Annotated in this window: 12 protein-coding genes; all 12 read left to right on the top strand. The window is 74.5% G+C overall.

The features are described 5' to 3' along the window. The first annotated feature begins 59 nt into the window (after positions 1-59). The 12 genes from ACZ7LK_RS01430 (at position 60) to ACZ7LK_RS01375 (ending at position 25109) form a co-directional block, all read left to right on the top strand. A complete protein-coding gene (locus ACZ7LK_RS01430; RefSeq protein ID WP_392274700.1) occupies positions 60-917 on the top strand; it encodes a GHMP family kinase ATP-binding protein in 858 nt (285 codons plus the stop codon). A gap of 49 nt (positions 918-966) precedes the next feature. Beyond that, positions 967-3222 (top strand): pyridoxal-phosphate dependent enzyme, encoded by a 2256-nt coding sequence (locus ACZ7LK_RS01425; protein ID WP_471137858.1) that lies wholly within the window; start codon positions 967-969, stop codon positions 3220-3222. 296 nt (positions 3223-3518) lie between these two features. Next, entirely contained in the window at positions 3519-5765 is a 2247-nt protein-coding gene (locus ACZ7LK_RS01420; protein WP_469464577.1) for an MMPL family transporter, read from the top strand. Between the two features lie 224 nt (positions 5766-5989). Then, positions 5990-6778 (top strand): AfsR/SARP family transcriptional regulator, encoded by a 789-nt coding sequence (locus ACZ7LK_RS01415; RefSeq protein ID WP_469464576.1) that lies wholly within the window; start codon positions 5990-5992, stop codon positions 6776-6778. A 210-nt stretch (positions 6779-6988) separates the two neighbouring features. Beyond that, positions 6989-7978 carry a LysR family transcriptional regulator gene (locus ACZ7LK_RS01410; protein WP_392274696.1) on the top strand — a complete coding sequence of 330 codons (990 nt, stop codon included), beginning with the start codon at positions 6989-6991 and terminating at the stop codon, positions 7976-7978. 77 nt (positions 7979-8055) lie between these two features. After that, positions 8056-8313: an acyl carrier protein gene (locus ACZ7LK_RS01405; protein WP_392274695.1), complete on the top strand. Its 258-nt coding sequence runs from the start codon at positions 8056-8058 to the stop codon at positions 8311-8313. Positions 8314-8368: 55 nt separating this feature from the next. Then, positions 8369-9601 carry a beta-ketoacyl-[acyl-carrier-protein] synthase family protein gene (locus ACZ7LK_RS01400; protein WP_471137855.1) on the top strand — a complete coding sequence of 411 codons (1233 nt, stop codon included), beginning with the start codon at positions 8369-8371 and terminating at the stop codon, positions 9599-9601. Beyond that, positions 9601-10701, top strand: a complete 1101-nt coding sequence (locus ACZ7LK_RS01395; protein WP_392274693.1) for a beta-ketoacyl synthase N-terminal-like domain-containing protein — start codon at positions 9601-9603, stop codon at positions 10699-10701. Before ACZ7LK_RS01400 ends, ACZ7LK_RS01395 begins: the two co-directional genes overlap by 1 nt. Then, positions 10702-11448 (top strand): 3-oxoacyl-ACP reductase FabG, encoded by a 747-nt coding sequence (gene fabG / locus ACZ7LK_RS01390; protein WP_392274692.1) that lies wholly within the window; start codon positions 10702-10704, stop codon positions 11446-11448. It abuts the gene before it with no gap. A gap of 31 nt (positions 11449-11479) precedes the next feature. Then, positions 11480-12187 carry a 2-hydroxychromene-2-carboxylate isomerase gene (locus ACZ7LK_RS01385; protein ID WP_392274691.1) on the top strand — a complete coding sequence of 236 codons (708 nt, stop codon included), beginning with the start codon at positions 11480-11482 and terminating at the stop codon, positions 12185-12187. Positions 12188-12408: 221 nt separating this feature from the next. Beyond that, complete coding sequence (locus tag ACZ7LK_RS01380) at positions 12409-24291, top strand: amino acid adenylation domain-containing protein (RefSeq protein WP_471137852.1); 11883 nt, start codon at positions 12409-12411, stop codon at positions 24289-24291. After that, positions 24288-25109, top strand: a complete 822-nt coding sequence (locus tag ACZ7LK_RS01375; RefSeq protein WP_392274689.1) for an ABC transporter permease — start codon at positions 24288-24290, stop codon at positions 25107-25109. The genes ACZ7LK_RS01380 and ACZ7LK_RS01375 overlap by 4 nt, the downstream gene beginning before the upstream one ends. Positions 25110-25114 lie beyond the last annotated feature (5 nt).

The following is a 25114-nucleotide window of genomic DNA, read 5'->3' as shown; positions in this document are numbered from 1 at the left end:
CCGTCCTGCGGCCGGACGTTCCGCGCCCGGTTCCGGCGCCGTCCGCCGCGGTGACGGGCATGAGCACGGCTTCCGGCACGTTCGGCGAGCTGCTCCAGGGCGTACTGCCCGAGGAGAACGGTGACTTCCTGGTCACCCTGCCCATCGCCCGCTGGTCCCGGGTGACGTTCCACGGCGTGCCCGGCAGCGGGGCGCTGGAGGTCCGGCCGGCCCACAAGCACAAGGCGCTGCGCCTCGCCCGGATGATCGTCGAGTCGTCGTCGGAGCCGATGGGCGGGGTGCTGACCGTGGAGAGCACCCTGACCGAGGGCAAGGGGCTGGCCAGTTCGTCGGCCGACCTGGTGGCGACGGCCCGCGCGGTCGCCAACGCCCTGGGCGAGCCGATGCCGCCCCGGCGGATCGAGTCGCTGCTGGCGCGGATCGAGCCCACCGACGGCGTGCTGTACCCCGGCATCGTGGCGTTCTACCACCGGCGCGTGGCGCTGCACAGCCAGTTGGGGTCGCTGCCGTCGATGACGGTGGTGGGCGGCGACGAGGGCGGCGCGATCGACACGATCGCCTTCAACCGCATCCCCAAGCCCTTCTCCGCCGCGGACCGGGCGGAGTACGCCCGGCTGCTGGAGCGGATGGCGACGGCGGTGGCGGCGGCCGACCTGGCCGAGGTGGGCGCGGTGGCGACCCGCAGCGCGCTGATGAACCAGGTGCTGCGGCCCAAGCGGAAGCTCGACGCCATGATCGGCATCTGCCGGCAGGTGGGCGGGCTGGGTGTGGTCGTCGGCCACAGCGGGACGTGCCTGGGGGTGCTGCTGGACACCGCCGACCCCTCGTACCCCCAGCGGCTGGTGGACGCCGCGAGCGCGTGCTCCGAACTGGTCGGCAACGTCACGGTGTACCGGACCTTGAGCTTCGACCGATGAACTCCGGCGCTTCGCCGGCCCGGCGCACGGATGGGAAGAGAGAGCGCACATGCTGAGCCAGAACGTGATCGAGGCCATCGGCCACACACCGCTGGTACGCCTGCGGCTGGGGGCCGACCGGGACGTCCGGGTCTACGCGAAACTCGAGATGAACAACCTGTTCGCGATGAAGGACAGGGTGGCCAAGCAGATCATCACCGAGGCGCGCCGGACGGGCGCACTGGCCGAGGGCGCCCCGATCGTGGAGAGCTCCTCCGGCACGATGGCCCTCGGGGTGGCCCTGGTGGGCACCGCCCTGGGCCATCCGGTGCACATCGTCACCGACCCGCGGATCGACCGGACGACGCTGGCGAAACTGGAGGCGCTGGGCTGCGAGGTGCACGTGGTGTCCGCGATGGACGACCGCGGCTGGCAGGGGGCCCGGCTGACCCGGCTGCGGGAGATCATGGACCGCAACCCGGGGGCGTTCTGGCCCCGGCAGTACGAGAACCCGCAGAACCCGGCCGCCTACCGGCACCTGGCCCAGGAGCTGCTGGGCGACCTGGACGCGGTGGACGTGCTGGTCGGCGCGGTGGGCAGCGGCGGTTCGCTGTGCGGCACCTCGCGCGTGCTGCGCGAGTCGCTGCCGGAGCTGTACGTGGTGGGCGTGGACTGCGTCGGCAGTGTGCTGTTCGGCCAGCCGGACCGGCCGCAGCGGTTGCAGAGCGGACTGGGCAACAGCCTGCACCCGCCGAACCTGGACCACGCGCTGATCGACGAGGTGCACTGGCTCAACGACCACGAGGCGTTCGCCGCCACCCGGGAACTGGCCCGGGAGGAGAAGCTGTTCGCCGGCAACACCTCCGGGTCGGTGTACCGGGTGCTGGGGGCCCTGGCCGCGCGGTCCGCGCCGGGCTCGACGCTGGTCGGGATCTTCCCGGACCGGGGGGACCGCTACGCGGACACCGTGCACAGCGACGCGCACTGGGCGGAGCAGGACCTCGCCCGGCTGCCGGTCGCCACGGTGCCCCGTCAGGTCCTCGGCGGCACGGAGGTGCGCACGTGGTCGTATCGCCGCGACCACCCGGACGCGCCGCGCCCGGCGTTCGTCTTCGTGGAGTCCAACACCACCGGGACGGGCATGCTGGCGCTGCGGATCGCCGCGGAGGCCGGTTACGAACCGGTGCTGGCGACCGGGAACGCCGGCAGGTACGGGGGGCTGGCCGGGACGGGTGCGACGGTCGTGGACTGCGACACCAACGACACCGACGCGCTGGTGCGGGCGGTGACCAAGGCGTTCGAACCCGGCCGGATCGCCGGGGTGTCGACGACCAGCGAGTTCTACCTGGTGGCGGCGGCCGCGCTGGCCACCGCCGTCGGTCTGCCGGCCGAGCGCGCCGAGGCGATAGCCGGCTGCCGGGACAAGGGGCGGCTGCGGGAAACGCTGCGGCGGGCCGGGATCCGGCAGCCGCGCTTCGAGGTGGTCGGGGACGGGCCGGCCGCCGCCGCGGCGGCGGGGCGGCTCGGGCTGCCGGTGGTGGTCAAGCCGGTCGACGACTCCGGTTCCACCCGGGTGCGGCGCTGCGACTCCGGGCGGGAGGCCGCGGAGCTGGCCGGTGAGATCGCGGCCCGGACGACCAACGGGCGCGGGCAGGCCATGGCGGGCCGGGCGCTGGTGGAGGAGTACCTGGACGCGCCCGAGTACAGCGTCGAGATGTTCGGGACCGGCGGGGAGCACCGGCTGATCGGTATCACCGAGAAGACCGTGACCGGCGCGCCGCACTTCGTGGAGTCCCGCCACCTGGTGCCGGCGGACCTGTCCGCCGAGGCGGCGGAGGAGATGGCCGGGACGGTGTCGGCCGCGCTGGCGGCGACCGGGCTCGGCCGGGGCCCGAGCCACACCGAGGTGAAGCGCACGGCGGCCGGGAGTGCCGTGGTCGAGATCAACCCGAGGCTGGCGGGCGGGCTGATCCCCGAGCTCTACCGGCTGGCCACGGGTGTCGACCTGCTGGCCGCCCAGGTGGCCCAGGCCGGCGGGGCCGAGCCCCGGTTGCCGGACGGCGTCGCGCGGCACGCGGGCATCCAGTTCCTCCTGCCCACCGAGCGGGGGGTGCTGGCGGGCGTGGCGGGGCTGGCGGAGGCGCGGGCGGTGCCGGGGGTCGAGCGGGTGACCGTCACGGCGGCCGTGGGCGACGGGGTGGCTCCTCCGACGGACGCGTACGGCCGGATCGGCCACATCGTGGCTGTCGGGGACAGCCGGGCGGCGGTGGTCGAGGCCCTCGACCGGGCCGAGGCCCTGGTGCGTGTCGAACTGCGGGAGCGGTGAACCGGACCTGACCGCGCGGCCGGGGAGGGCCGGTGCCGGGGCGGCGGACGTCCGGAAAGCCCCGGAGCGGCCTGCCGCTCCTTCGCCGGGCCCCCTGGCCGCCCGGCCCCTCCCCGCCCGCCGTGCGCGGGTGGGCGTGCGGACCCCGCCCCGGCGACCCGGGGGCCGGGGTCCGTGCCGTACGGGCCCACTTCCGCCCAACTGCCGTATGGCTGACGGGAGATGGCGCAGAACGATCGTTGACCCGCCCTCTTTCGCATGTAAGCTCAGACTTACACGTAGAAGGGATCGACGACGTGAGTAAGGGGCTGGAGACAGTGGAGAAACCCTCGGTCACCGTCAAGGTGGCGAGCTGGAGCGCGGCCCACCCCTGGCGCGCGATCGTCGGCTGGTTCGTCTTCGTCGCGCTGTGCCTGGCCGCCTCGGCCGCCGTCGGCACCCGCAGCGCCACCACCGAGGACTACCGGGTCGGCAACGCCGGAAAGGCGGAGGCGATCGCGACCGAGGGCGGCCTCCAGCGGCGGCCGGTCGAGCAGATCGTCATCGACTCGCCCTCCGGCGCCCTGGACGGGGCGGCGGCCCGAGCGGCCGCCGCCGACGTCACCGCGCGGATGGAGAAGCTCCCGGAGGTCGACCGGGTGGAGGAGCCGGTCCTCTCCCGGGGCGGCGACGTCCTCATGGTCCAGGTGGTCATGACGGGCGAGGAGCTCGCCGCGCGCAAGAAGGTCGGCCCGCTGGTGGAGCAGACGGAGGCGGTGCAGAAGGCCCACCCGGACGTACGGGTGCGGGAGACCGGCGGCCCCTCGATGAGCAAGGGCCTGGACCAGCAGCGCGGTGACGACCTCGCCTTCTCCGAGATGCTCACCCTGCCGGTCACCCTCATCACCCTGATGATCGCCTTCGGTTCGGTGACCGCGGCCGGTGTGCCCGTGCTGCTGGCGCTCTCCTCGATCGCGGCGGCGATGGGCCTGTCCGCCCTGGCGTCGCACGTCCTGCCGGACGCCGGCGTGGGCAACAACATCATCCTGCTGATCGGCCTGGCCGTCGGCGTCGACTACTCGCTCTTCTACCTCAAGCGGGACCGCGAGGAGCGGGCCCGGGCGGGCGGCCACCTCGGCTCGGAGGCGGTCGTGCAGCTCGCCGCGGCCACCGCCGGCCGGGCCATCGTGGTCTCGGGCTTCGCGGTGATCGTCTCCACCGCGACGCTGTACCTGGCGACCGACGTCATCTTCTCCTCGCTCGCCACCGGCGCCATCATCGTCGTCCTGGTCGCCATGGCCAGTTCGCTGACGGTGCTGCCCGCCCTGCTGGCCAAGCTCGGCGCCCGCGCCGAGCGCCGGGAGGCCCGCCGGGCGGCCCAGGGCAAGCGGGTCCGGGCGCACCACGGGACCAGCCGTACGTGGAACGCGCTGCTGCGGCCCGCGACCCAGCGCCCCGGCCTGACCCTGCTGGTCTCGGTGCTGATCATGCTGGGGCTGGCGGCGCCCGCCCTGGGCCTGAAGCTGAGCGTGCTGGGCCGGGACACCTTCTCCCGCGAGATCCCCGCGGTGCAGACCTACGACCGGCTGACCTCCGCCTTCCCCGAGAAGCTGGTCCAGCACCAGGTGGTGGTGCGCGCCGACGCGGAGCGCTCGGCCGAGGTGACGCGGGCGATGGAGGAGCTGCGCCGGCGGGCCCAGGCGGACCCGATGTTCGCCAGGGACTCCGTGCCGCCGCCCGTCTCCTCCCCCGACCGGCGGATCACCAGCCTGACCCTGTCCGTACCGTCCAAGCCCAGCTCGCCCCAGGCGCTCCGGTCGCTGGACCGCGTCCGTGACGACTTCCTGCCGGCGACGGTCGGCACGGTGCCCGGCGCGGAGGCGTACGTCACCGGGGACATCGCCCGGGACGCCGACTACCTGGACCACCAGAACTCCAAGCTGCCGCTGATCGTGGGCTTCCTGCTGCTGGTGACCTTCGGGGTGACGGTGTTCGCCTTCCGCTCGGTGGTCATCGGGCTGCTCGGCACGGCGCTCAACCTGCTGTCGGCGGCGTCCGCGTTCGGCCTGCTGGTCCTGGTCTTCCAGGGCGAATGGGCGGAGGGCGTCCTGGACTTCCACTCCACCGGCGCGATCGGGGCCCGGGTGCCGCTGTTCCTGTTCGTCATCCTCTTCGGGCTGTCGATGGACTACCAGGTGTTCGTGGTGAGCCGGATCAGGGAAGCGGCGCTGCGCGGCCTGGACACCCGGCGGGCCGTGCTGGAGGGCATCGGCAACTCGGCGGGCGTGGTGACCAGTGCGGCGGTCGTGATGGTCACCGTCTTCGCCAGCTTCGTCTTCCTCTCGCTGGTGGAGATGAAGCAGATGGGCTTCGTCCTGGCGGCCGCCGTCCTGCTCGACGCCTTCATCGTGCGGATCATGATCCTTCCGGCGGCGCTGACCCTGCTGGGCGCCGCGAGCTGGTGGCCGTCGCGAGGAATGCGAGCGGCCCGCGCAGAACAGACCGGAGAGACTGGTTCTGGCGGTCATCTCCCCCACCATGCCCGGGAATCCGGGCGAGTTTGAGCCACGGCTGCCGGTCCCGGCAGCCGCGCGAGACGGCCTTCTAATCCCCCGGGAAGGCCAGGTGCTGGGCCGCTCCATGGTTGAGCGGCCCAGCACCCTTTTTACGGACTGTCCGGCTCCGCAGTCATACCAACCAGGTATGGCAAAACCGCGTGGTTGGTATTTCACAGCGGCGTCACGGTGGGTGAGGATGTGGATCACACGAAGACGGGGGTGTCGAAAGCATGGAGATCCACATACTTGGCTCACTGGTACTGACGCGGGGCGCACGGACCTGGGGGGTGACCTCCAAGCGGGTGAGCTCGGTCCTGGCCCTGCTGGCCCTCGCCCCGGGCCAGCCCGTTCCGGTCGACCAGCTCATGGACGAGCTGTGGGGCGACGAGCGCATGGCCAACGCGAAGAACGCCCTCCAGGCCAATGTGACCCGGCTGCGCAGGCTCCTGGCGTCCGTGGCCGGCCGGGACGGCCGGGACCTCGTCCGCACCGTCGGCACCGGTTACGTCCTGGACGTCCCGGCCGAGTCGGTCGACGCCCACCGCTTCGCCGGCCTCGCCGACCGGGGCGCCGCGCTGGTCGGCCCCGACCCCGCGCTGGCGGTGCGGCTGCTGGAGAAGGCGCTGGGCATGTGGCGGGGTTCGGCCCTGCTGGACGTCAGCGAGGGCTTCCGCTGCCGGTCGGCGTCCGTCCGGCTGGAGGAGCGCCGGCTGACCGCGCACGAGGACCTCGTCACCGCCAAGCTCGCGGTCGGTGTGGAGCGCGTACCGGTGCCGGAGCTGCGGCAGCTCGCCGCCGAGCACCCGGGCCGCGAACGCCTCAGCGAGCTGCTGATGCTGGCGCTGTACCGCGACGGAAGACAGACCGAGGCCCTCGACGTGTTCCACCGGGCCCGTCGCCGGCTGGCCGAGGACCTCGGCGTGGAGCCCGGCCGCTCGCTGCACGCGGTGTACGAGGCGATCCTCCACCAGGACGACACCCTCGGGCGTCCCCACGGCGCCCTCGCCCTCACCGGCTGACCGCGCCCCACCCGCGGCCCCGCCACCCGCCGCGCCCCACCCGCGGCCGCCCGCCGCTCCCGCCGCCTACGCCCCCGGAGAAAATTCCGGGGCACCCCGGCACCCGCGTGATTCAATTACCCTGCTGCACACGGCTCGCGCGTGACCTGACAGGGGGACGGACGCGAGGGCCCATATGTCCGGGGGAAGCGGGGGAGGGCTGGGTCCGCGATGCGCGTCGAGTTACGGCATGCCCGACTCGTAGCCGCCATTGCAAGCGCGGGGAGCATCTCCGCGGCCGCAGCCCAGCTCAACCTTCCGCAGCCTGCCCTCTCCTCCCAACTACGCCGCCTGGAGAGAGAGTTCGGCGGGGACCTGTTCGTCCGTTCGCACAGCGGCGTGGTGCCCACCCCGCTCGGCGAACGGCTGATACCGATGCTCGTCGACCTCGCCCGGCGCGGTGACGCCTTCATCGCCGAGGTGGCCGCGCAGAGCACCACCACCCTGCGCGTCGGCAACGTCGAGTGGACACCGCCCACGCTCAGGGACGCCATCGCCGCGTGCCTGCCCGCCGCCGAGGTGCAGACCGAGACGGTGGACCCGGCCGACGCGATGCGGGCGGTCGCCGACGGGCTACTCACCCTGGCGCTGGTGCCCAGCCCCCCGGAGGGGCAGCCCGCCGAGGGCGGGAACGTACCGCTGAGCACCGCGGTCGTGGTCCGCGAGCCGGTGTGGCTGGCGGTGCCCCCGGGGCACCCGCTGGCCGGACACGGACCGGTGACCGCCGCCGAGGTGCGGTCCCTGGAGTGGGTGCGGTACTCGCGGGGCCACTGGTTCCACGACCACGAGGAGGCGGCGTTCGCCGACCTCGTCGACGGCCGCCCCACCTCGGTGCACCGGGTGCGCGGTCACCACGAGGCGATGAGCTGGGTCCGCGAGGCCGGCGTGGCCGCGCTGACCGTGCCCACCGGTGCCACCAAGGACATCAGCCTGGTCCCGATCGCCGACGCGCACACCTACGAGATGGTGCTGGTGTGGCGTACGGACTCGCTCGGCCAGGCCACCCTGGGGAACCTGGTGGACAGCATCCGCCGCTACTACTGCGCCTACGCCCGCACCATCCCGCGCTACTGGTCCTGGATGACCGAGCACCCCGACGACTTCCGCGAGGTCCGGCGCTTCCTGACCGACCTCCCCGAGGCCACGCCCACCGCGGGCTGACCGACCGCCACGTCCTCGGCGCCGCGCGTCAGTTCGCGGTCAGTGCGCTGTCAGCCGCGTACTCCAGCATCGTCTGCATGACTACAGCCACCAGCGCCGAACGGCGCGAAGAGATCAAGGGCATCATCTGCGACATCCTCGAGATCGAGCCGTCCGAGATGACCGGCACCAGCCGGTTCAAGGAGGACCACGAGGCCGACTCGATGGGTGCCATCGAGATCCTCTCCACCCTGGAGCGCGCCTACGGCATCGACCTCGACCAGAGCGTGCTGCCCCGCATGGTCCACCTCGACGCCGTGATCGCCGTCGTCGACGAGGCCGTGGCCGCCAAGTAGCCGGCGCTGCCCGGCCGGGCGCCGCCCGGGCCGGGCGCGAGGACGGGAGTGCAGGGTGTACGACAACGATCAGCGGCCCCGCCAGGTGGTGATCACCGGACTCGGCCTGGTCACCAGCATCGGCCTCGGGGTCGAGCAGTTCCTGGCCGGGCTCCGGGCGGGCCGCAGCGGGGCCAGCCCCATCACGGCCTTCGACACCACCGGTTTCGCGCACGCCAACGGGTGCGAGGTCACCGATTTCGACCCGGCGGAGTGGATCCGCACGGCCCGGCCGGAGGAACTGGGCCGGGCGACCCAGTTCTCCGTGGCGGCGGCCACCATGGCCGTCGCCGACGCGGGCATCGACCCGGACGAGCTCCGCGGCCGGCGGGCCATGGTGTCGGTCGGCACCACCGACGCGGAGTCCCGGGACCTGGACCTGCTGGCCGGCGAGCAGCTCGACCGGGGCCCGGAGCGGCTCAGCCGGCAGATCGTACGACGGGCCCACGCCGGCCGGCTCTCGTCGGGCATCGTCCGCGAACTCGGGCTGACCGACGTCGAGGCCCTCACCATCCCCACCGCCTGCGCGGCGGGCAACTACGCCATCGGCAGCGCCTACGACGCGATCCGCGCGGGTGACGTCGACGTGGCCCTGGCCGGCGGGGCCGACGCGGTGTGCCGCAAGACCTTCGCCGGCTTCTACCGGCTGGGCACCATCGCCCCCGAGATGTGCCAGCCCTTCGACCGGGACCGCAAGGGCATCCTCACCGGTGAGGGCGCCGGCATCCTCCTGATGGAGAGCCTGGAGTCCGCCCGGGCCCGCGGGGCGCGGATCTACGCCGAGGTCCTCGGGTACGGGCTCACCTGCGACGCCCACCACCCCGTCGCCCCCGACCGGGACAGCCTCGCCCGCTGCATGGCGCTGGCCCACCGGAACGCCGGGATCAGCGCGGCGGACGTCGACTTCATCTCGGCCCACGGCACCGGCACCAAGGCCAACGACGTGACCGAGGCGGGCGCGATCCGCCAGGTCTTCGACGTCCCGCCGCCCACCGTCTCCATCAAGTCGATGGTCGGGCACAGCATGGGCGCGGCGAGCGCGCTCGGCTCGGCCGCCTGCGCCCTGGCCATCGCCGAGGGATTCATCCCGCCGACCATCAACCACCGCGAGACCGACCCGGACTGCGGGCTGGACTGCGTGCCCAACGAGGCACGGCCCGCCGACCTGTCCGTGGTGCAGAACAACGCGCTCGCGTTCGCGGGCAACAACGCCGTGCTCGTCCTGGGCCGGCACCGGGAGGCCGCCTGATGTCCGCACTGGTCTTCTCCACCTGGTCGGCGGTGACCCCGTACGGAGTGGGCGCGGAGCCCTTCCGCGCGGGCGTCCTGGCCGGCCGGAGCGCCGTCACCGCGCTCGACCGGGAGGCCTGGCCGGGGCCGTTCGACGAGGCCGCGCTGATCCCGGACTTCGACGTCACCGAGCACATCGGCCGCAAGGGCACCCGCACCATGGACCGGGTCACCGCCATCGCGGTGACCGCCGTCGGTCTGCTGCTGGCCGACGGCGGGGACGAACTGACGTCCCGGCCCGAGGAGACCGGGCTGGTGCTCGGCACCGGCTCGGGCAGCGTGCAGAGCATCATGGACTTCACCCGCGACTCGCTCGTGGGCGAGCGCCCGTACCACGTCGACCCGGCCCGCTTCCCCAACACGGTGATGAACCGGGCCGCCGGGCAGAGCGCCATCTGGCACGGCATCAAGGGCCCCAACACCACCATCGCCGGCGGCCGGCTGACCGGGCTGACCGCGCTGAGCTACGCCTCCCGGCTGCACCGCGGCGGGCACTGCGCGCGCGTGCTGTGCGGGGCGGCCGAGGAGTACTCCGTCCAGCGCGCCTGGCTGGAGTGGCACGGCCGGGACGGCGACGACCGGGAGACCCCGCTCGGCGAGGGCGGCGCGGTGTTCCTGCTGGAGACCGCCGAGGACGCCCGGGCCGCCGGCCGGCGCGTACGGGCCCGGCTGCTGACCACCCGGTTCCGTGCCTTCACCGAACCGTCCGGCGCCCGGGGCGCGCTGGCCGACTGCGTGCGCGACGCGCTGAAGCAGGCCGGCGCCCGGCCCGAGGACGTGCGGGTGGTGGCCCCGGCGGAGACGGGCGGGGAGCAGGCCGGTGTCGAGGAGGCCGCCGTCGCCGATGTGCTCGGCCCGGCCGGACCCCGCCCGCTCGGTCTGCGCGCGCTGCTGGGCGACACCTCGGCGGTGAGCGCGAACCTCCAGCTCGCGGCCGCGCTGACGGTGCTCGACGACGAAGGAACCCCGCCCGGTGCGCTCGCCCTCGTGACGGCGGTCGACCGGGACGGCACGGCCGGCTGCGCACTGCTGGCCGCCGCGACGAACGAGGAGAGCTGAGTGGAGACGAACGCCCGCAGGGTGGCGCTGGTGACCGGGGGCTCCCGGGGGATCGGGCGGCACGTGGTCACCGGCCTCGCGCGGGACGGCTTCGACGTCGCGTTCTGCTACCGGTCCGACGAGGAGGCGGCGCGGTCGGCCGCCGAGGAGGCCGAGAAGGAGGGCGCGGCGGTGTTCACCGCGCGTGCCGACGTCGCCGAGCCGCGGGCGGCGAAGAACTTCGTCCGGGCGGCCGAGGAGGCGCTCGGGCCGCTGCACGCGGCGGTCTCCTGCGCCGGCATCGTCCGCGACAACCCGCTGGTGATGATGCCCGACGCGGACTGGGACGCGGTGCTGCGCACCAATCTGGACGGCACCTACCACCTGTGCAAGGCCGCCGTGTTCTCGATGATGAAGCGCCGGGCGGGCACCGTCGTCACGCTGTCGTCCGTGGCGGGCGTGTACGGCAACGCGACGCAGACCAACTACTCGGCGTCCAAGGCCGGGATCATCGGCTTCACCAAGGCGCTGGCCAAGGAATCGGGGCGCTACGGGGTGCGGGTCAACGCCGTCGCCCCGGGCTTCATCGACACGGACATGCTCTCCGGGCTGGCGCCCGAGCACACCCGGACGATGACCGAGCGGATCCCGCTGGGCCGCCTCGGCCGCCCCGGGGAGGTGGCGGACCTGGTGTCGTTCCTCGTCTCCGACCGCGCCACCTACATCACCGGACAGGTCTTCGGGGTCGACGGCGGCCTCGTCGTCTGACCCCCGTGTCCGATCCCCGTGAAGGAGCTGCATGCCCAGGAACAACACCCCGCGCTTCTACTTCTCGCTGCGCAGCCCGTACTCGTGGCTCGCGTACCGGGAGCTGACGGAGCACCACCAGGATCTGGTCGGCCTGCTGGAATGGCGGCCGTTCTTCGAACCGGACGCCGTCAGCGCGCGGATGCTCCAGGAGCGCGGCGGACGCTTCCCGTACTCGGAGATGTCACGCGAGAAGAACCGGTACGTCCTCCAGGACGTCGGCCGGATCACCAAGGCGCGCGGGATCCCCATCACCTGGCCGGTGGACGTCGACCCGGTGTGGGAGGTCCCGCACCTGGGCTACCTGGTGGCGGCCCGCGAGGGCCTGGGGCACGCGTACATCGCCGCGGTCTACCGGGCCCGGTTCGGTGAGGGCCGGGACGTGTGCGACCCGGCGACCATCGCCGGCATCGGCCGCGAGCTGGGGATCGACCCGGACGTGGTCTCCCGCGCCAAGGACGACCCCGAGCTGCGGGAGCGGGGCGTCGACGCGCTGATGGACGTCTGTACGGACGGCGTCTTCGGAGTGCCGTTCCTCGTCCGCGGCTTCAACCGGTTCTGGGGCCTGGACCGGCTCGGCGACTTCGTGGCCCACCTGCGCGGCACGACGCCCCCGGCGGCGTCCCTGCCCCCCGTCACGGCCGGCGCGGTCGGCATCGGCCGGTCGGCCGACGACGGCCACGCGGGCGGCTGCGGCTGACCCCGGCCGCCCGCGGGCGGACCGTCAGTTTCCGGTCAGTGCGCTGTCAGCGCGCTCGACCACCCTGGGAGACAACGCTGCCCCTGCCGGCCCCGGACGGCCGGCGGGGCGGCGCTCCCGCGTTTTCTGCGTGGCCCCATGCCCGTGAGCGTCGAGCGGTGACCGCGATCCGGCGGCCGGGACGGTGGCATGGACCTGGTGAACTTTCCGAGGGGATTGCAATGACTCGTGTGCCGACGGCCGGCTTGCCGCTCACCGCTGGCCAGAAGGACATCTGGTTCGACGAACGGCTCACCGGCGGCGGGGCCACGTACAACACCGCGATCTACTGGGACATCAGGGGCCCGCTGGACCGGGAGCGGTTCACCGCGGCGCTGGCCCGGCTCGCCGAGGAGTCGGAGTGCCTGCGGGCCCGCTTCTTCGAGGTCGACGGCGAACCCCGCCAGGTCGTCGAGGAGCTCACCGCCCTGCCGCTGACCGTCACCGACGTCAGCGGCGCGGCCGACCCGGAGGCAGCGGCCAACGACGCCATCCGGGCCGACCTGCGGGTGCCCTTCACGGTGGGCGGCGACACCCCGCTGTTCCGGCTGAGCGTCTTCACGCTGGCCGCGGACCGCACCATCTTCTGCCTGCTCAACCACCACCTGGTGTCGGACGGCTTCAGCTACGTCATCTACTGGCAGCGGCTGTCGGCCCTGTACGAGGCGATGACCGCGGGCACCCCGCTCGACGAGGGGCGCTTCGCCCCGCTGAGCACGCTGATCGAGGCGGAGGCGGCCTACGAGGGCTCCCCGCGCCAGGAGCGCGACCGGGCCTACTGGGAGGCGCGCTTCGCCGACGCCCCCGCACCGGTGACGCTGGCCCACCGCGACGCCGCGCCGGCCCAGACGTTCCTCCGGGAGGGGACCGTCCTCGCCGACGACCTCGCCGACCGGCTGCGCGCCGTGGCCTGGGATGCCCGGGTGACCTGGCAGACGGTGCTGGTCGCCGCGCTCGGCGCCTACACCCAGCGCCTGACCGGCACCGACGAGGTCATGCTGTCGCTGCCGGTGACCGCCCGGGTGGGCGGCACCCTCCAGAACATCCCCGGCATGGTCGTCAACTACCTGCCGCTGCGGCTGCGGACGGGCCCCCGCACCACCCGGGGCGAGCTGCTGGCCGCCGCGCACAAGGAGATCACCGGGGCGCTGCGGCACCAGCGGTACCGGGTCAGCAAGGTGCGCCGCGGCATGGGGCTGGCCAGCGACGACCGGCGGCCGTTCGGCCCGTTCCTCAACATGATGCCGCAGATCGAGAAGCTGACCATCGGTCCGTGCGAGGCCGTCCTCCAGAGCCCGTCCACCGGGCTGGTGGACGACCTGGAGTTCACCGTCGCCGACAAGGGCGCGGCCGGTGTGGGCGTGGACCTCAGCGCCAACGAGAGCCGCTACGACCGCGACGAGGCGCGCGGCCACCTGCGGCGGTTCATCGGCTGGCTCGACCGCTTCGTGTCCGCCGGCTCCGACGAGCCGCTCGGCGCGCTGGAGCTGCTGACGCCCGGCGAGCGGGCCGGGCTGACCGCCGTGCTCACCGGCCCCGCGCGGCCCGAGCCGTACGTCGGCGTCGTCGAGCGGGTACGGGCCCGGGCGGCGGAACGCCCGGACGCGGTGGCCGTGACGGACGACACCGGCAGCCTGACCTACGCGCGGCTGGCCGGCCGGGCGGGGGCGCTGTCCCGCCGGCTCGCCGGGACCGGCCTGGTGGCCGTACTGGCGGAGCCCGGGCGGGACTTCGTGGTGACCGAGCTGGGCGTGCTGGGTGCCGGGCGGGCCTTCCTGCCGCTCGACGCCCGCTCGCCGCACGCCCGGCTGACCGCGCTGCTCGCGGACAGCGGGGCGACCTGCCTGGTGGCCGACCCCGTCAACCGGGGCCTGGCCGAGCGGCTGGTCGCGGAGGCGGGCCGGGAGCTGGAGCTGCTGGTCCTGGACGGCGCCGAGGACGCGCCCGGCGACCTGGCGCCCGTCCTGGGCGGTCCCGAGGACCTGGCGTACGTCATCTTCACCTCCGGCTCCACGGGCAAGCCCAAGGGCGCCATGGTGCAGCGCGGCGGCATGGTCAACCACCTGCTCGCCAAGGTGGAGGAGCTCTCCCTCACCCGGGCGGACAGCCTGGTGCACAACGCCCCGGTGACCTTCGACATCACGGTGTGGCAGACGCTGACCACCCTCCTGGTCGGCGGCCGGGTCCGGGTGGTGAGCCGGGAGACCGCGGCCGACCCGGACGCCCTGTTCGGCGTCATCGGCGACGAGGGGCTGACCGTGCTGGAGGTGGTCCCGTCCCTGCTGCGCGCCACCCTCGACGCCTGGGACACCACCGGCGGCGCCCCCCGGCTGCCCGCCCTGCGCTGGATGATCTCCAACGGTGAGGCGCTCGCGCCCGGCCTGTGCGACCGCTGGTTCGCCCGCTACCCGTCCGTCCCGCTGGTCAACATGTACGGCCCCACGGAGTGCTCGGACGACGTGACGCACGCCTACGTCCGCCGCGGCGACGTCATCGACGGGGTGTACGTCCCGATCGGCCGCCCGCTGCGCAACACGCTGCTGTACGTGCTGGGCGACGAGCTGCGGCCGGTGCCGCGCGGGGTGCCGGGCGAGCTCTTCATCGGCGGCGCCGGGGTGGGCCGCGGCTACCTCGGCGACCCGCGCCGCACGGCCACCACCTTCGTGGCCGACCCGTTCGCGGGCCACGGCGCCCGGATGTACCGCACCGGTGACCGGGTGGTGCTGCGGGCGGACGGGCAGCTCGACTTCATCGAGCGCCGTGACCACCAGGTCAAGATCCGCGGCCACCGCATCGAGCTGGGCGAGGTCGAGGCGGCGCTGCGCGCGCTGCCCGGCGTCTCGGACGCGGTGGTGACCGCGAGCGCCGACGCGGCCGGGCAGAAGCGGCTCATCGGCTACTACGTGCCCGGGGCGGACGCCACGGACACGGTGGGCGCCACGGACGCGGTGGACGCCGCCGCCCCGGACGCCGACGCGGTGCGGGACGGTCTCGCCCGGGTCCTGCCCGGCTACATGGTGCCGGCGGCCCTGGTGGCCCTGGACGCCCTGCCGCTGACGGCGCACGGCAAGGTGGACCGCAAGGCCCTGCCCGTGCCGGCCCATGCCGCGCCCGCCGCCGCGCCCGCCGCGACCGCGCCCGAGGCGCCCCGCGGCCCCGTGGAACGGATCGTCGCCCAGGTGGTGGCCGAGGTGCTCGGACTGCCGTCGGTCGGCCGGGACGACAGCTTCTTCGCCGTCGGCGGCGACAGCATCAGCTCCATCCAGGTGGTCAGCCGGGCCCGCAAGGCCGGGCTGGTCATCACCTCCCGCGACGTCTTCCTGCACCGCACGCCCGCGGCCATCGCGGCGGCCGCGCGGCCCGTCGAGGACGAGGCACCGGCGGCCGCCCGGGACGGCGTCGGCGAGATCGAGCCCACCCCGATCGTGGACCAGCTCCGCGAGGAGCTCGCCGAGCTGCCCGACGCGGCACGGGAGTTCAGCCAGTACGTCACGGTCGCGGTGCCCGCCGGGGCCGGCGGCGCCCCGCTGACGGCGGCCGTACAGGCACTGCTGGACACGCACGACACCCTGCGGACGCGGCTGGCCGTCCCGGCTCCGGGGCTGTGGTCGCTGGAGACGCTGCCCGTCGGGGCGGTGTCCGCCGCGGACGTCCTCACCCGCGTCGACGTCTCCGGCACGGACGCGGGCCCCGGCGACGGCACGGACGCGGCCGCCGGCACCGGGGCGGACCCGCTGGCCGCCGAACTGGCCGCCGCGCGCGGCAGGCTGCGGCCCGAGGACGGCCTGGTGGTGCAGGCCGTGCACCTCGACGCCGGCCCCGGCCGGCCGGGCCGCCTGCTCCTGGTGATCCACCACCTCGCCGTGGACGGGGTGTCCTGGCGCATCCTGCTGCCCGACCTGGAAGCCGCCTGGCACCAGGCGTCCGAGGGCCGCCCGGTGCGGCTCGACCCCGTCCCCACCTCCTTCCGGGGCTGGGCGGGCGCCCTGTCCCAGGAGGCCCGCACCGCCCGGCGCGCCGGTGAACTGGCCTGGTGGACCGCGCAGTCGGACCCCGGCGAACCGCTGCTGGGCACCCGGCCCGTCGACCCGGCCCGCGACACCCGCGCGACCGCCGGACGGGTCACCGTCGAGCTGTCCGCCGAGCGCACCGCCGAGCTGCTCACCACGGTCCCGGCGCTGTTCCACGCCGATGTGGACGAGGTGCTGCTGACCGGCCTTGCCCTCGCCCTGGCGGACCGGAACCGCCGGCGCGGCGTCCCCGCCACCCGCACGGTGGTGGAGCTGGAGGGGCACGGCCGCGAACCGGTCGCGGGCGAGCCGGACCTGTCCCGCACCGTCGGCTGGTTCACCAGCGTGTACCCGGTCGCCCTGGACGTCGGCGACCTCGACCGGCAGGACGTCACCGCGGCCGGCACGAGCTGCGGCACCGCGCTCAAGCGCGTCAAGGAGCAGCTTCGCGCCGTCCCCGGCCACGGCCTCGGGCACGGGCTGCTGCGGCACCTGAACCCGCAGACCGCACGGGTGCTGGCCCGCCGGCCGGTCCCGCAGATCGGCTTCAACTACCTGGGCCGGTTCACCGCCGGTACCGGTGAGGCCTGGCGCATGGAGTCCGGCGCCTCCGGCGAGACCGCCCACCCGGACACCCCGCTGCGCCACCCCGTCGAGGTGGTGTCCGTCACCGAGGACCGCCCCGGCGGCCCGGTGCTGTCGGCGACCTGGACGTACGCCGGCGGGATCCTCACCGAGGAGGACGTCCGCGAGCTCGCCGACGGCTGGTTCCGCGCCCTCGGCCTGCTCGCCGAACACGCCCGGCGCCCCGGGGCGGGCGGCCGCACCCCGTCGGAGTTCCCGCTCGTCGCGATCGGCCAGAACGAGATCGAGGCCTACGAGCGGGAGGTCGAGGACCTGACGGACGTCCTGCCGCTGTCGCCGCTCCAGCGCGGCCTGCTGTTCCAGGCCGAGTTCGACCGGCACGGGATGGACGCGTACACCCTCCAGGTCCTCATGGACATCAGCGGGCCGCTGGACAAGGACGTGCTGCGGCGGGCGGTGGCGGCGCTGCTGGAGCGCAACGACGCCCTGCGCGCCTGCTTCCGCGACCGGGACACCGGCGACCCGGTGCAGCTCGTCCCCGGCTCCGTGGAGCTCCCCTGGCACGAGGTCGACCTGACCGGTGCGGCGGAGGAGGACCGGGAGGCGGAGACGGTCCGGCTGACCGACGAGGAGTGGCTGCGCCGGTTCGACGTGGCCGAGGCCCCGCTGACCCGCTTCACCGTCTACACGCTGGGCCCCGACCGGTACCGGGTGGTGTGGACCGCGCACCACATCCTGGTGGACGGCTGGTCCCTGTCGGCCGTCCTCGCCCACGAGCTGGTCACCCTGTGGTCGAACGGCGGCGACGCCTCGGCGCTGCCGCCGGTGGTCCCGGTGCGCGGCTACCTGGAGTGGGCGGGCGCGCAGGACAAGGAGGCCGCGCGGGAGGCGTGGCGCCGGGAGCTGGCCGGGGTGGACGAGCCGACCCGGCTCGGCCCCGCCGACCGGGCCCGGGTCGAGACGCTGCCCGGGACCTGGGTCACCGAGCTGCCCGAGGACCTGACGCGGGCGCTCACCTCGTGGGCCCACGCACGCGGACTGACGATGAACACCGTGGCGCAGGGCGCCTGGGCGGTGGCCCTCGGCCGGCTGACCGGCCGCCGGGACGTCACCTTCGGCGCGGTCGTCTCCGGCCGGCCCGCCGAACTGCCGGGCGTGGAGCAGATGGTCGGCTCGTTCATGCACACCCTGCCCGTGCGGGTGACGCTGAGCCCGGGGACGACCCTGGAGGAGATGCTGACCGACCTCCAGTCGCGGCGGCTCGCCCTCGAACCGTACGAGCACCTGGGCCTGGCCGAGGTGCAGCAACTGGGCGGTGTCGGGGAGCTGTTCGACACGGTGGTGAGCTTCCACAACTACCCGACCGGTGTGCTCGACCGCATCGGCGACCACGTCCCCGGCCTGTCCATGCTCGACTGGAAGGCCCGGGTGATCGCCGAGTACCCGCTGGCGCTCGGGGTGTTCCCCGGCGAGCGCCTGCGGCTGGAGGCGCAGTACCGGCCGGACGTCTTCGACGCCCGGGGCGTGGAGGCGGTCGTGAGCCGCTTCGTCCACGTCCTCCGGGCGCTGGTCGCCGCCCCGGGCGCGCGCCTCGGCGACGTGGACGCGCTCGGCGACGACGAGCGGCGGCTGCTGCTCGGCGCCTGGGCCGGTGAGCCGGCGCCGGTCGCCCCGCGTCCCGCGACGGTGCCTTTCGAGGAGCACGCCGCCCGGACGCCGGACGCCGTCGCGGTCCTCGACGGCGGCGAGGAGGTCACGTACGCGGAGCTCAACGCCCGCGCCAACCGGCTGGCCCGGCTGCTGGTCGACCGCGGGGTCGGCCCCGAGGACCTGGTCGCCGTGGCGCTGCCGCGCTCGGCCGCCATGGTGGTGGCGGCGCTCGCGGTGCTCAAGGCGGGTGCCGCGTATCTGCCGGTCGACGCCGCCTACCCGGCGGACCGCATCGCGTACATGCTGGACGACGCCCGCCCGGTGGCCGTGCTGACCAGCGGGGAGATCGCCGAGCGGCTGCCCCTGGGTGCGGCGGCCGTCATCGCCGTCGACACGGCCGCCACGGCGGGCGCGCTCGCCGGGTACGCGGCCGGCGACGTCACCGACGCCGAGCGCCGCGCCCCTCTGGACGCCCGCCACCTCGCCTACGTGATCTACACGTCCGGGTCCACCGGGCGGCCCAAGGGTGTCGCCGTGGCGCACCAGGGGCTGATGACGATGGTCGCGAGCCTGGTCGAGCGCTTCGGCCTGGACGCGGACACCCGGGTGCTCCAGTTCGCCTCGTTCAGCTTCGACGCCTCGGTGTGGGAGCTGATGCTGGCACTGCTCAACGGCGGCACGCTGGTGATCGCCGACGAGGAGTGCCGTACGCCGGGCCGGCCGCTGGTCGACCTGATCCACTCGGCCCGGGTCAATCTGGCCGGTCTGCCGCCGGTGGTGGTGGGCGGACTGCCCGAGGGCAGCACCCTGCCCGCCGACCTGCGCCTCGCGGTCGCCGGCGAGGCGGTGCCCGCCGAGGTCGTGGAGCGCTGGGCGTCGGCCGTGCGGCTGTACAACGGGTACGGTCCGACGGAGGCCGTGGTCAGTTCCACGGTCGCCGGACCGCTGTCCGGGACCGGCCGGCCGCCCATCGGCCGTGCGACCTCCGCGCACCGCGTCTACGTCCTGGACCGGGACCTGGCGCCGGTGGCGGTCGGGGTGACCGGGGAGCTGTACGTCTCCGGCGGCCTGGCCCGCGGCTACCTGCGCCGCCCGGACCTCACCGCCCAGCGGTTCGTGGCCGACCCGTACGGCGCCCCGGGCGAGCGGATGTACCGCACCGGGGACCTGGTGCGGCGGCTGGACGACGGGCAGCTCGACTACGTGGGCCGGGCCGACGACCAGGTGCAGCTCCGCGGTTTCCGCATCGAGCTCGGCGAGGTGTCGTCGGCGCTGCTGGCCCAGGAGGGCGTGGCGCAGGCGGCCGTGACCGTACGGGAGGACGAGAGCGGGGACCGGCGCCTGGTGGCGTACGTGGTCCTCGCCGAGGAGGGCGCCGTCGCCGACGGGCTGCGTGAGCGGCTGGCCGGCGAACTGCCCGACTACATGGTCCCCTCCGCGGTGGTGGCGCTGCCCGAGCTGCCGCTGACCCCGCAGGGCAAGCTCGACCGCAAGGCGCTGCCCGCGCCGAGCGCGCACACGGCGACGACGGGGCGCGAGCCGCGCACTCCCGCCGAGGCGATCCTGTGCGGGCTGTTCGCCGACGTGCTCGGCCTGGACCGGGTGACGATCGACGACGACTTCTTCGACATCGGGGGCCACTCGCTGCTGGCGACCCGGCTGATCAGCCGGGCCCGTACGGCGCTCGGCGTGGAACTGCCCATCCGGGCCCTGTTCGAGGCCCGTACGGTGGCGGCCCTGGCCGGCGGGCTGGACGCGGCCGACACGGCCCGTCCCGCCCTGGTGCCGGCTCCCGCCGGTGCCGCGGGGACGCTGTCCTTCGCGCAGCAGCGGCTGTGGTTCCTCAACCGCCGCGAGGCCCGCTCCACCGGCACGTACAACTCGCCGATGACGTTCCGGCTCACCGGGCGGCTGAACGCGGAGGCCCTCCGGGCCGCGCTGGGGGACCTCGCCGGGCGGCACGAGGTGCTGCGCACGGTGATCCCCGAGGTCGACGGCAGGCCGGTGCCGCGGGTGCTGGACGCCGCGGACGGCGGGCCCGGGCTGAAGGTGCGGGCGCTGTCCGAGGACGGCCTGGCCGCCGCCCTGGACGCCGAGTACGACCTGGGCTTCGACCTGACCCGGGAGACCCCGCTCCGGGCGCGCCTGTTCGGGATCGGCAAGGACGACCATGTCCTGCTGCTGGTCTTCCACCACATCGCCTTCGACGGCTGGTCGATGGCGCCGCTGCTGGGCGACCTGTCCGCCGCCTACCGGGCGCGGTGCGCCGGCCGGGCCCCCGAGTGGGCGCCGCTGCCGGTGCAGTACGCGGACTACGCGGTGTGGGAACGCGCGCTGCTGGGGTCGCCCGACGACCCGGACAGCCATGTGTCGCGGCAGCTCGCGTACTGGAAGGAGGCGCTGGCGGGGCTCCCGGAGGAGCTGGCGCTGCCGGCGGACTCCGCCCGGCCGGCGGTGAGCGGCAACTCCGGCGGCGAGGTCATGTTCGAGCTCGACGCGGAGCTGTACGCCACCCTGGTGGGCATCGCCCGGCGGGCCGGGGCCACCGAGTTCATGGTGTTGCAGGCGGCGTTCGCGGCGCTGCTCACCCGGCTGGGCGCCGGCACCGACATCCCCGTTGGCACCTCGGTGGCCGGGCGCACCGACGACGCGCTGGGAGACCTGGTCGGCTTCTTCGTCAACTCCCTGGTGCTGCGCACCGACACCTCGGGCGACCCGGTCTTCACCGATCTGCTGGCCCGGGTCCGGGAGGCGGACCTGGCGGCCTACTCCCACCAGGACGTGCCCTTCGAGCAGGTGGTGGACGCGCTCAACCCGCCGCGCTCGCTGGCCCGGCACCCGCTGTTCCAGGTGATGCTGACGTTGCAGAACAACGAGGACGCGCCGCTGGTGCTGCCCGGTCTGACCGTGCGCCCCACGTTCGTGGAGTCCGGCCGGATCAAGGTCGACCTGGCGCTGCAACTGCTGGAGTGGCCCGAGGACGGTTCCATGCGGGGCCTGCTCGGCTTCAGCACCGACCTGTTCACCCGGGACACCGCCGAGCGGATGGTGGCGGGCTTCGTCCGGCTGCTGCGCGCGGTGGCCGCCGACCCGGGGGTACGGCTGAGCGCGGTGGACGTGCTCGGTGACGACGAGCGCGCCCTGGTGCTCACCGGGTGGAACGACACCGCCCTGGAGGTGCCCGACGCCACGCTGCCCGAGCTGTTCGCGGCGCAGGCGGCCCGCACCCCGGACGCGACGGCGGTCCTGTCCGAGTCCGGTTCGCTCACCTACGCCGAGCTCGACGCCCGCTCCAACCAGCTCGCCCGGCACCTGATCGAGTCCGGTGCCGGCCCGGAGGGGGTCGTGGCGCTCGCGCTGCCCCGGTCGCCGGAGGCGGTCGTCGCGGTGCTCGGCGTGCTGAAGTCCGGCGCGGCCTATCTGCCGGTGGAGGCCGACGAGCCGGTCGCGCGGCTCAAGCGGATGTTCGCCGGGACCGCGCCGCTGCGGGTGGTCACCAGCGGTGACCTCGCCCGGCGGATGCTGGCCACCGGGACGGTGCCGGTGGTGGTGGACGGCCCGGCGGTGAAGGCCGCCGCGGCGACCGCCGTCACGGACGCCGACCGGACGGCCCCGCTGCGCACGGCGCATCCGGCGTACGTGGTGCACACCGCCGGTGCCGGCGGCCGCCCCCGGGGCGTCGTCGTGGAGCACCACGCGGTGGTCAACTACCTGGCCTGGGCCCGGGACGCCTACCGCGGTGCCGGTGAGGACGCGCTGCTGGCCACCCCGCTGTCGTTCGACGTGTCGGTGACGGGACTGTTCCTGCCGCTGGTCACCGGCGGCACGGTGCGCCTGGCCGAACTGGCGGAGGACGACGCCACGGCGTGCGGCGGCGCCGCGTTCCTGAAGGGCACCCCGTCCCACCTGGCGCTGCTGGCCGCGCTGCCCGGCGGCTGCTCGCCGACCGGGGAGCTGGTCCTCGCCGACGAGCCCGTGCCGGCCGAGCGGCTGGCCCCCTGGCGCGAGGCCCACCCGGATGTGCGGGTGGTCACCGAGTTCGGCCCGACGGAGGCCACGGTGGGCGCCCTGTCCGGGACGGTGGAGCCCGGCGAGGACACCGGCGACGGCGTCCTGCCGCTGGGCCGGCCGATCGCCAACGTACGGGCGTACGTGCTCGACCCCTGGCTGAACCCGGTCGGGCCCGGGGTGACCGGGGAGCTGTACCTGGCCGGTGACGGGCTGGCCCGGGGCTACGCGCACGCCCCGGCCGCCACCGCCGAGCGCTTCCTCGCCTGCCCCTACGGGCCGCCCGGCACGCGGATGTTCCGCACCGGGGACCTGGTCAGGCGGGGCGCCGACGGCGCGCTGCGGCACGTGGGCCGCTCGGACGACCAGGTGCGCGTGCGCGGCTTCCGGGTCGCGCTCGGCGAGGTCGAATGGGAGCTGGCGTCCGGGCCCTCGGTCGAGCGGGCCGCGGTGGTGGCCCGCGAGGACCGTCCCGGTGACGTCCGGCTGGTGGCGTACGTGGTGCCCGCCGAGGGCGCGGTGGTCGACACCGCCGCGCTCGCCAAGGCGGCGGGCGCGGCACTGGCCCCGTACATGGTGCCCTCGGTGTTCGTGGTGCTCGACGCGCTGCCGCTGACCCAGGACGGCCGGGTGGACCGGGCCGCGCTGCCCGCGCCCGACGCGGCGCGGGACACGGCCGGGACGGCGCCGCGCGACGAGACCGAGGCGGTGCTGCACGACATCGTCACCGAGGTGCTGGGGCTGCCGGAGATCGGGGTGGAGCAGAGCGTCTTCGACGCCGGCATGGACAGCATGAAGTCCCTGCTCCTGGTCCACGGGGCGCGCAACGCCGGGCTGGAGCTGACCATCGCCGATGTGTTCGTGCACCAGAGCGTGGCGGAGCTCGCCGAGGTCTGCCGCGGCGGCCCGGTCACGGCCCCGGCCGCGCCCGGGCGCCTGGGCGGGGCGGAGCTGATGTCCGAGGCGCTGGCCGCCCCGGCGGAGCCCGGCATGGACGATCCGTTCAGCACGATGCTGTGCATCAGGCCGACCGGTGACCGGCCGCCGGTGTTCTGCGTGCACAGCGGCGTCGGCTTCAGCCTGCCGTACCTGCCGCTCGCCCGGCACATCGGCCCCGAGCACCCGATCTACGGCATCCAGGCCCCGTGCGTGGTGGACTTCGCGCCGCTGCCCGGTTCGGTCGAGGAGATCGCCGCCGACTACGTCCGGAGGATGAAGGAGGTCCGGCCGGAAGGCCCGTACCACCTGCTGGGCTGGTCGTTCGGCGGGACGATCGTCTACGAGATGGCCGTGCAGCTACGGGCCGCCGGCGAGGAGGTCGGGGTGCTCACCGTCCTCGACGCCTACCCCCGCACCGGGGTGCCCGACGACCGCGAGGAGCAGTCGCTGTACGCCTGGCTGCTGGAGGGCATCGGGCACCACCGTTCCGAGTACGGCGACCGGGACCTGACCGTCCGGGACGTCTTCGACGCGCTGCGTCGTGACAACAGCCCGCTGGCCCGGATGGGAGAGGACCGGATGGCCCGCATGGTCGATCTGATGAGTCATCACCAGACTCTGAAGTCGAGCTACGCGCCCGGCCGTTACGACGGCAGGATGCAGCTCTTCGTCTCCGAGTCACCGCTCTCCGACGGGGAACGGACGAACAAGGTCGGGCTGTGGAAGCCCGTGTTCGACGGGCCGATGGACGTCCACCACGTCGCCTGCACCCACGACGACATGATGAGCGCCGGACCGCTCCGGGAGATCGGCCCGGCCGTCACCGCCGAACTGGCGCGCTGGCACGCCGCGCACGAGGGCGGTCGGTCATGACGACGGCCGCCTCGATCCCCCGCCCCGCCCCCGCGGCGGCCCTCCTCACGGAGGTCGCCGCGGTGACCGGCCGCCGCCTGCGGCACCTGCGGCGGGCCCCCGCCCGGGTGCTGGGCGTGGCGCTCAGCCCGCTGGTGAGCATGGTGATGCTCGGCTACCTGTTCCGGGACTCCATCACGCTGCCCGCCGGCGGCTCGTACGGGGAGTACGTCTTCGCCGGCGGCGCCGTCCAGGTGGCCCTCGCCTGTGTCGGGCCCACCGCGATCTCGGTGGCGCTGGACCTGCACGGCGGGATGACGGACCGGTTCCGGTCGCTGCCGATCGGCCGGTCGGCGGTGCTCTTCGGGCACACCCTCGCCGACCTGCTGGTCGGGCTGCTGGGGCTGGTCGTCGTGACCGGCGCCGGGCTGCTGCTGGGCTGGCGCCCGAACGCCGGGCCGCTGTCCGTGCTGGCCGGCTTCGCGCTGATCGCCGTGTTCGTCTACGCGATGCTGTGGCTGGGCGTGCTCTTCGCGCTGACCCTGCGCAACGTGGAGACGATCAGTGTGATCACCCCGTTCGTGGTGATCGTGCTGCCGTTCCTGTCCAACGCGTTCCTGGCCCCGCAGAACATCCCGTCGGCGATCCGGCCGGTCGCGGAGTGGAACCCGGTGAGCGCCGTGATCGCCTGCTGCCGCCGGCTGTGGGGCAACCCCGCGACCACCGGCGGCAGTTTCCCCGCCGACCACCCCGGGCTGGTGGCCGCGGTGTCCGTGGGCCTGCTCCTCGCCCTCTGCTCGCTCGTGAGCCTCCGCCGCTACCGCACAGCGGGCGCCTGAACCCC

The sequence above is a fragment of the Streptomyces sp. NPDC039423 genome (assembly GCF_055598725.1).
Note: the sequence above shows the minus strand (reverse complement) of the source record. Positions and strands in the feature narration are given on the sequence as shown.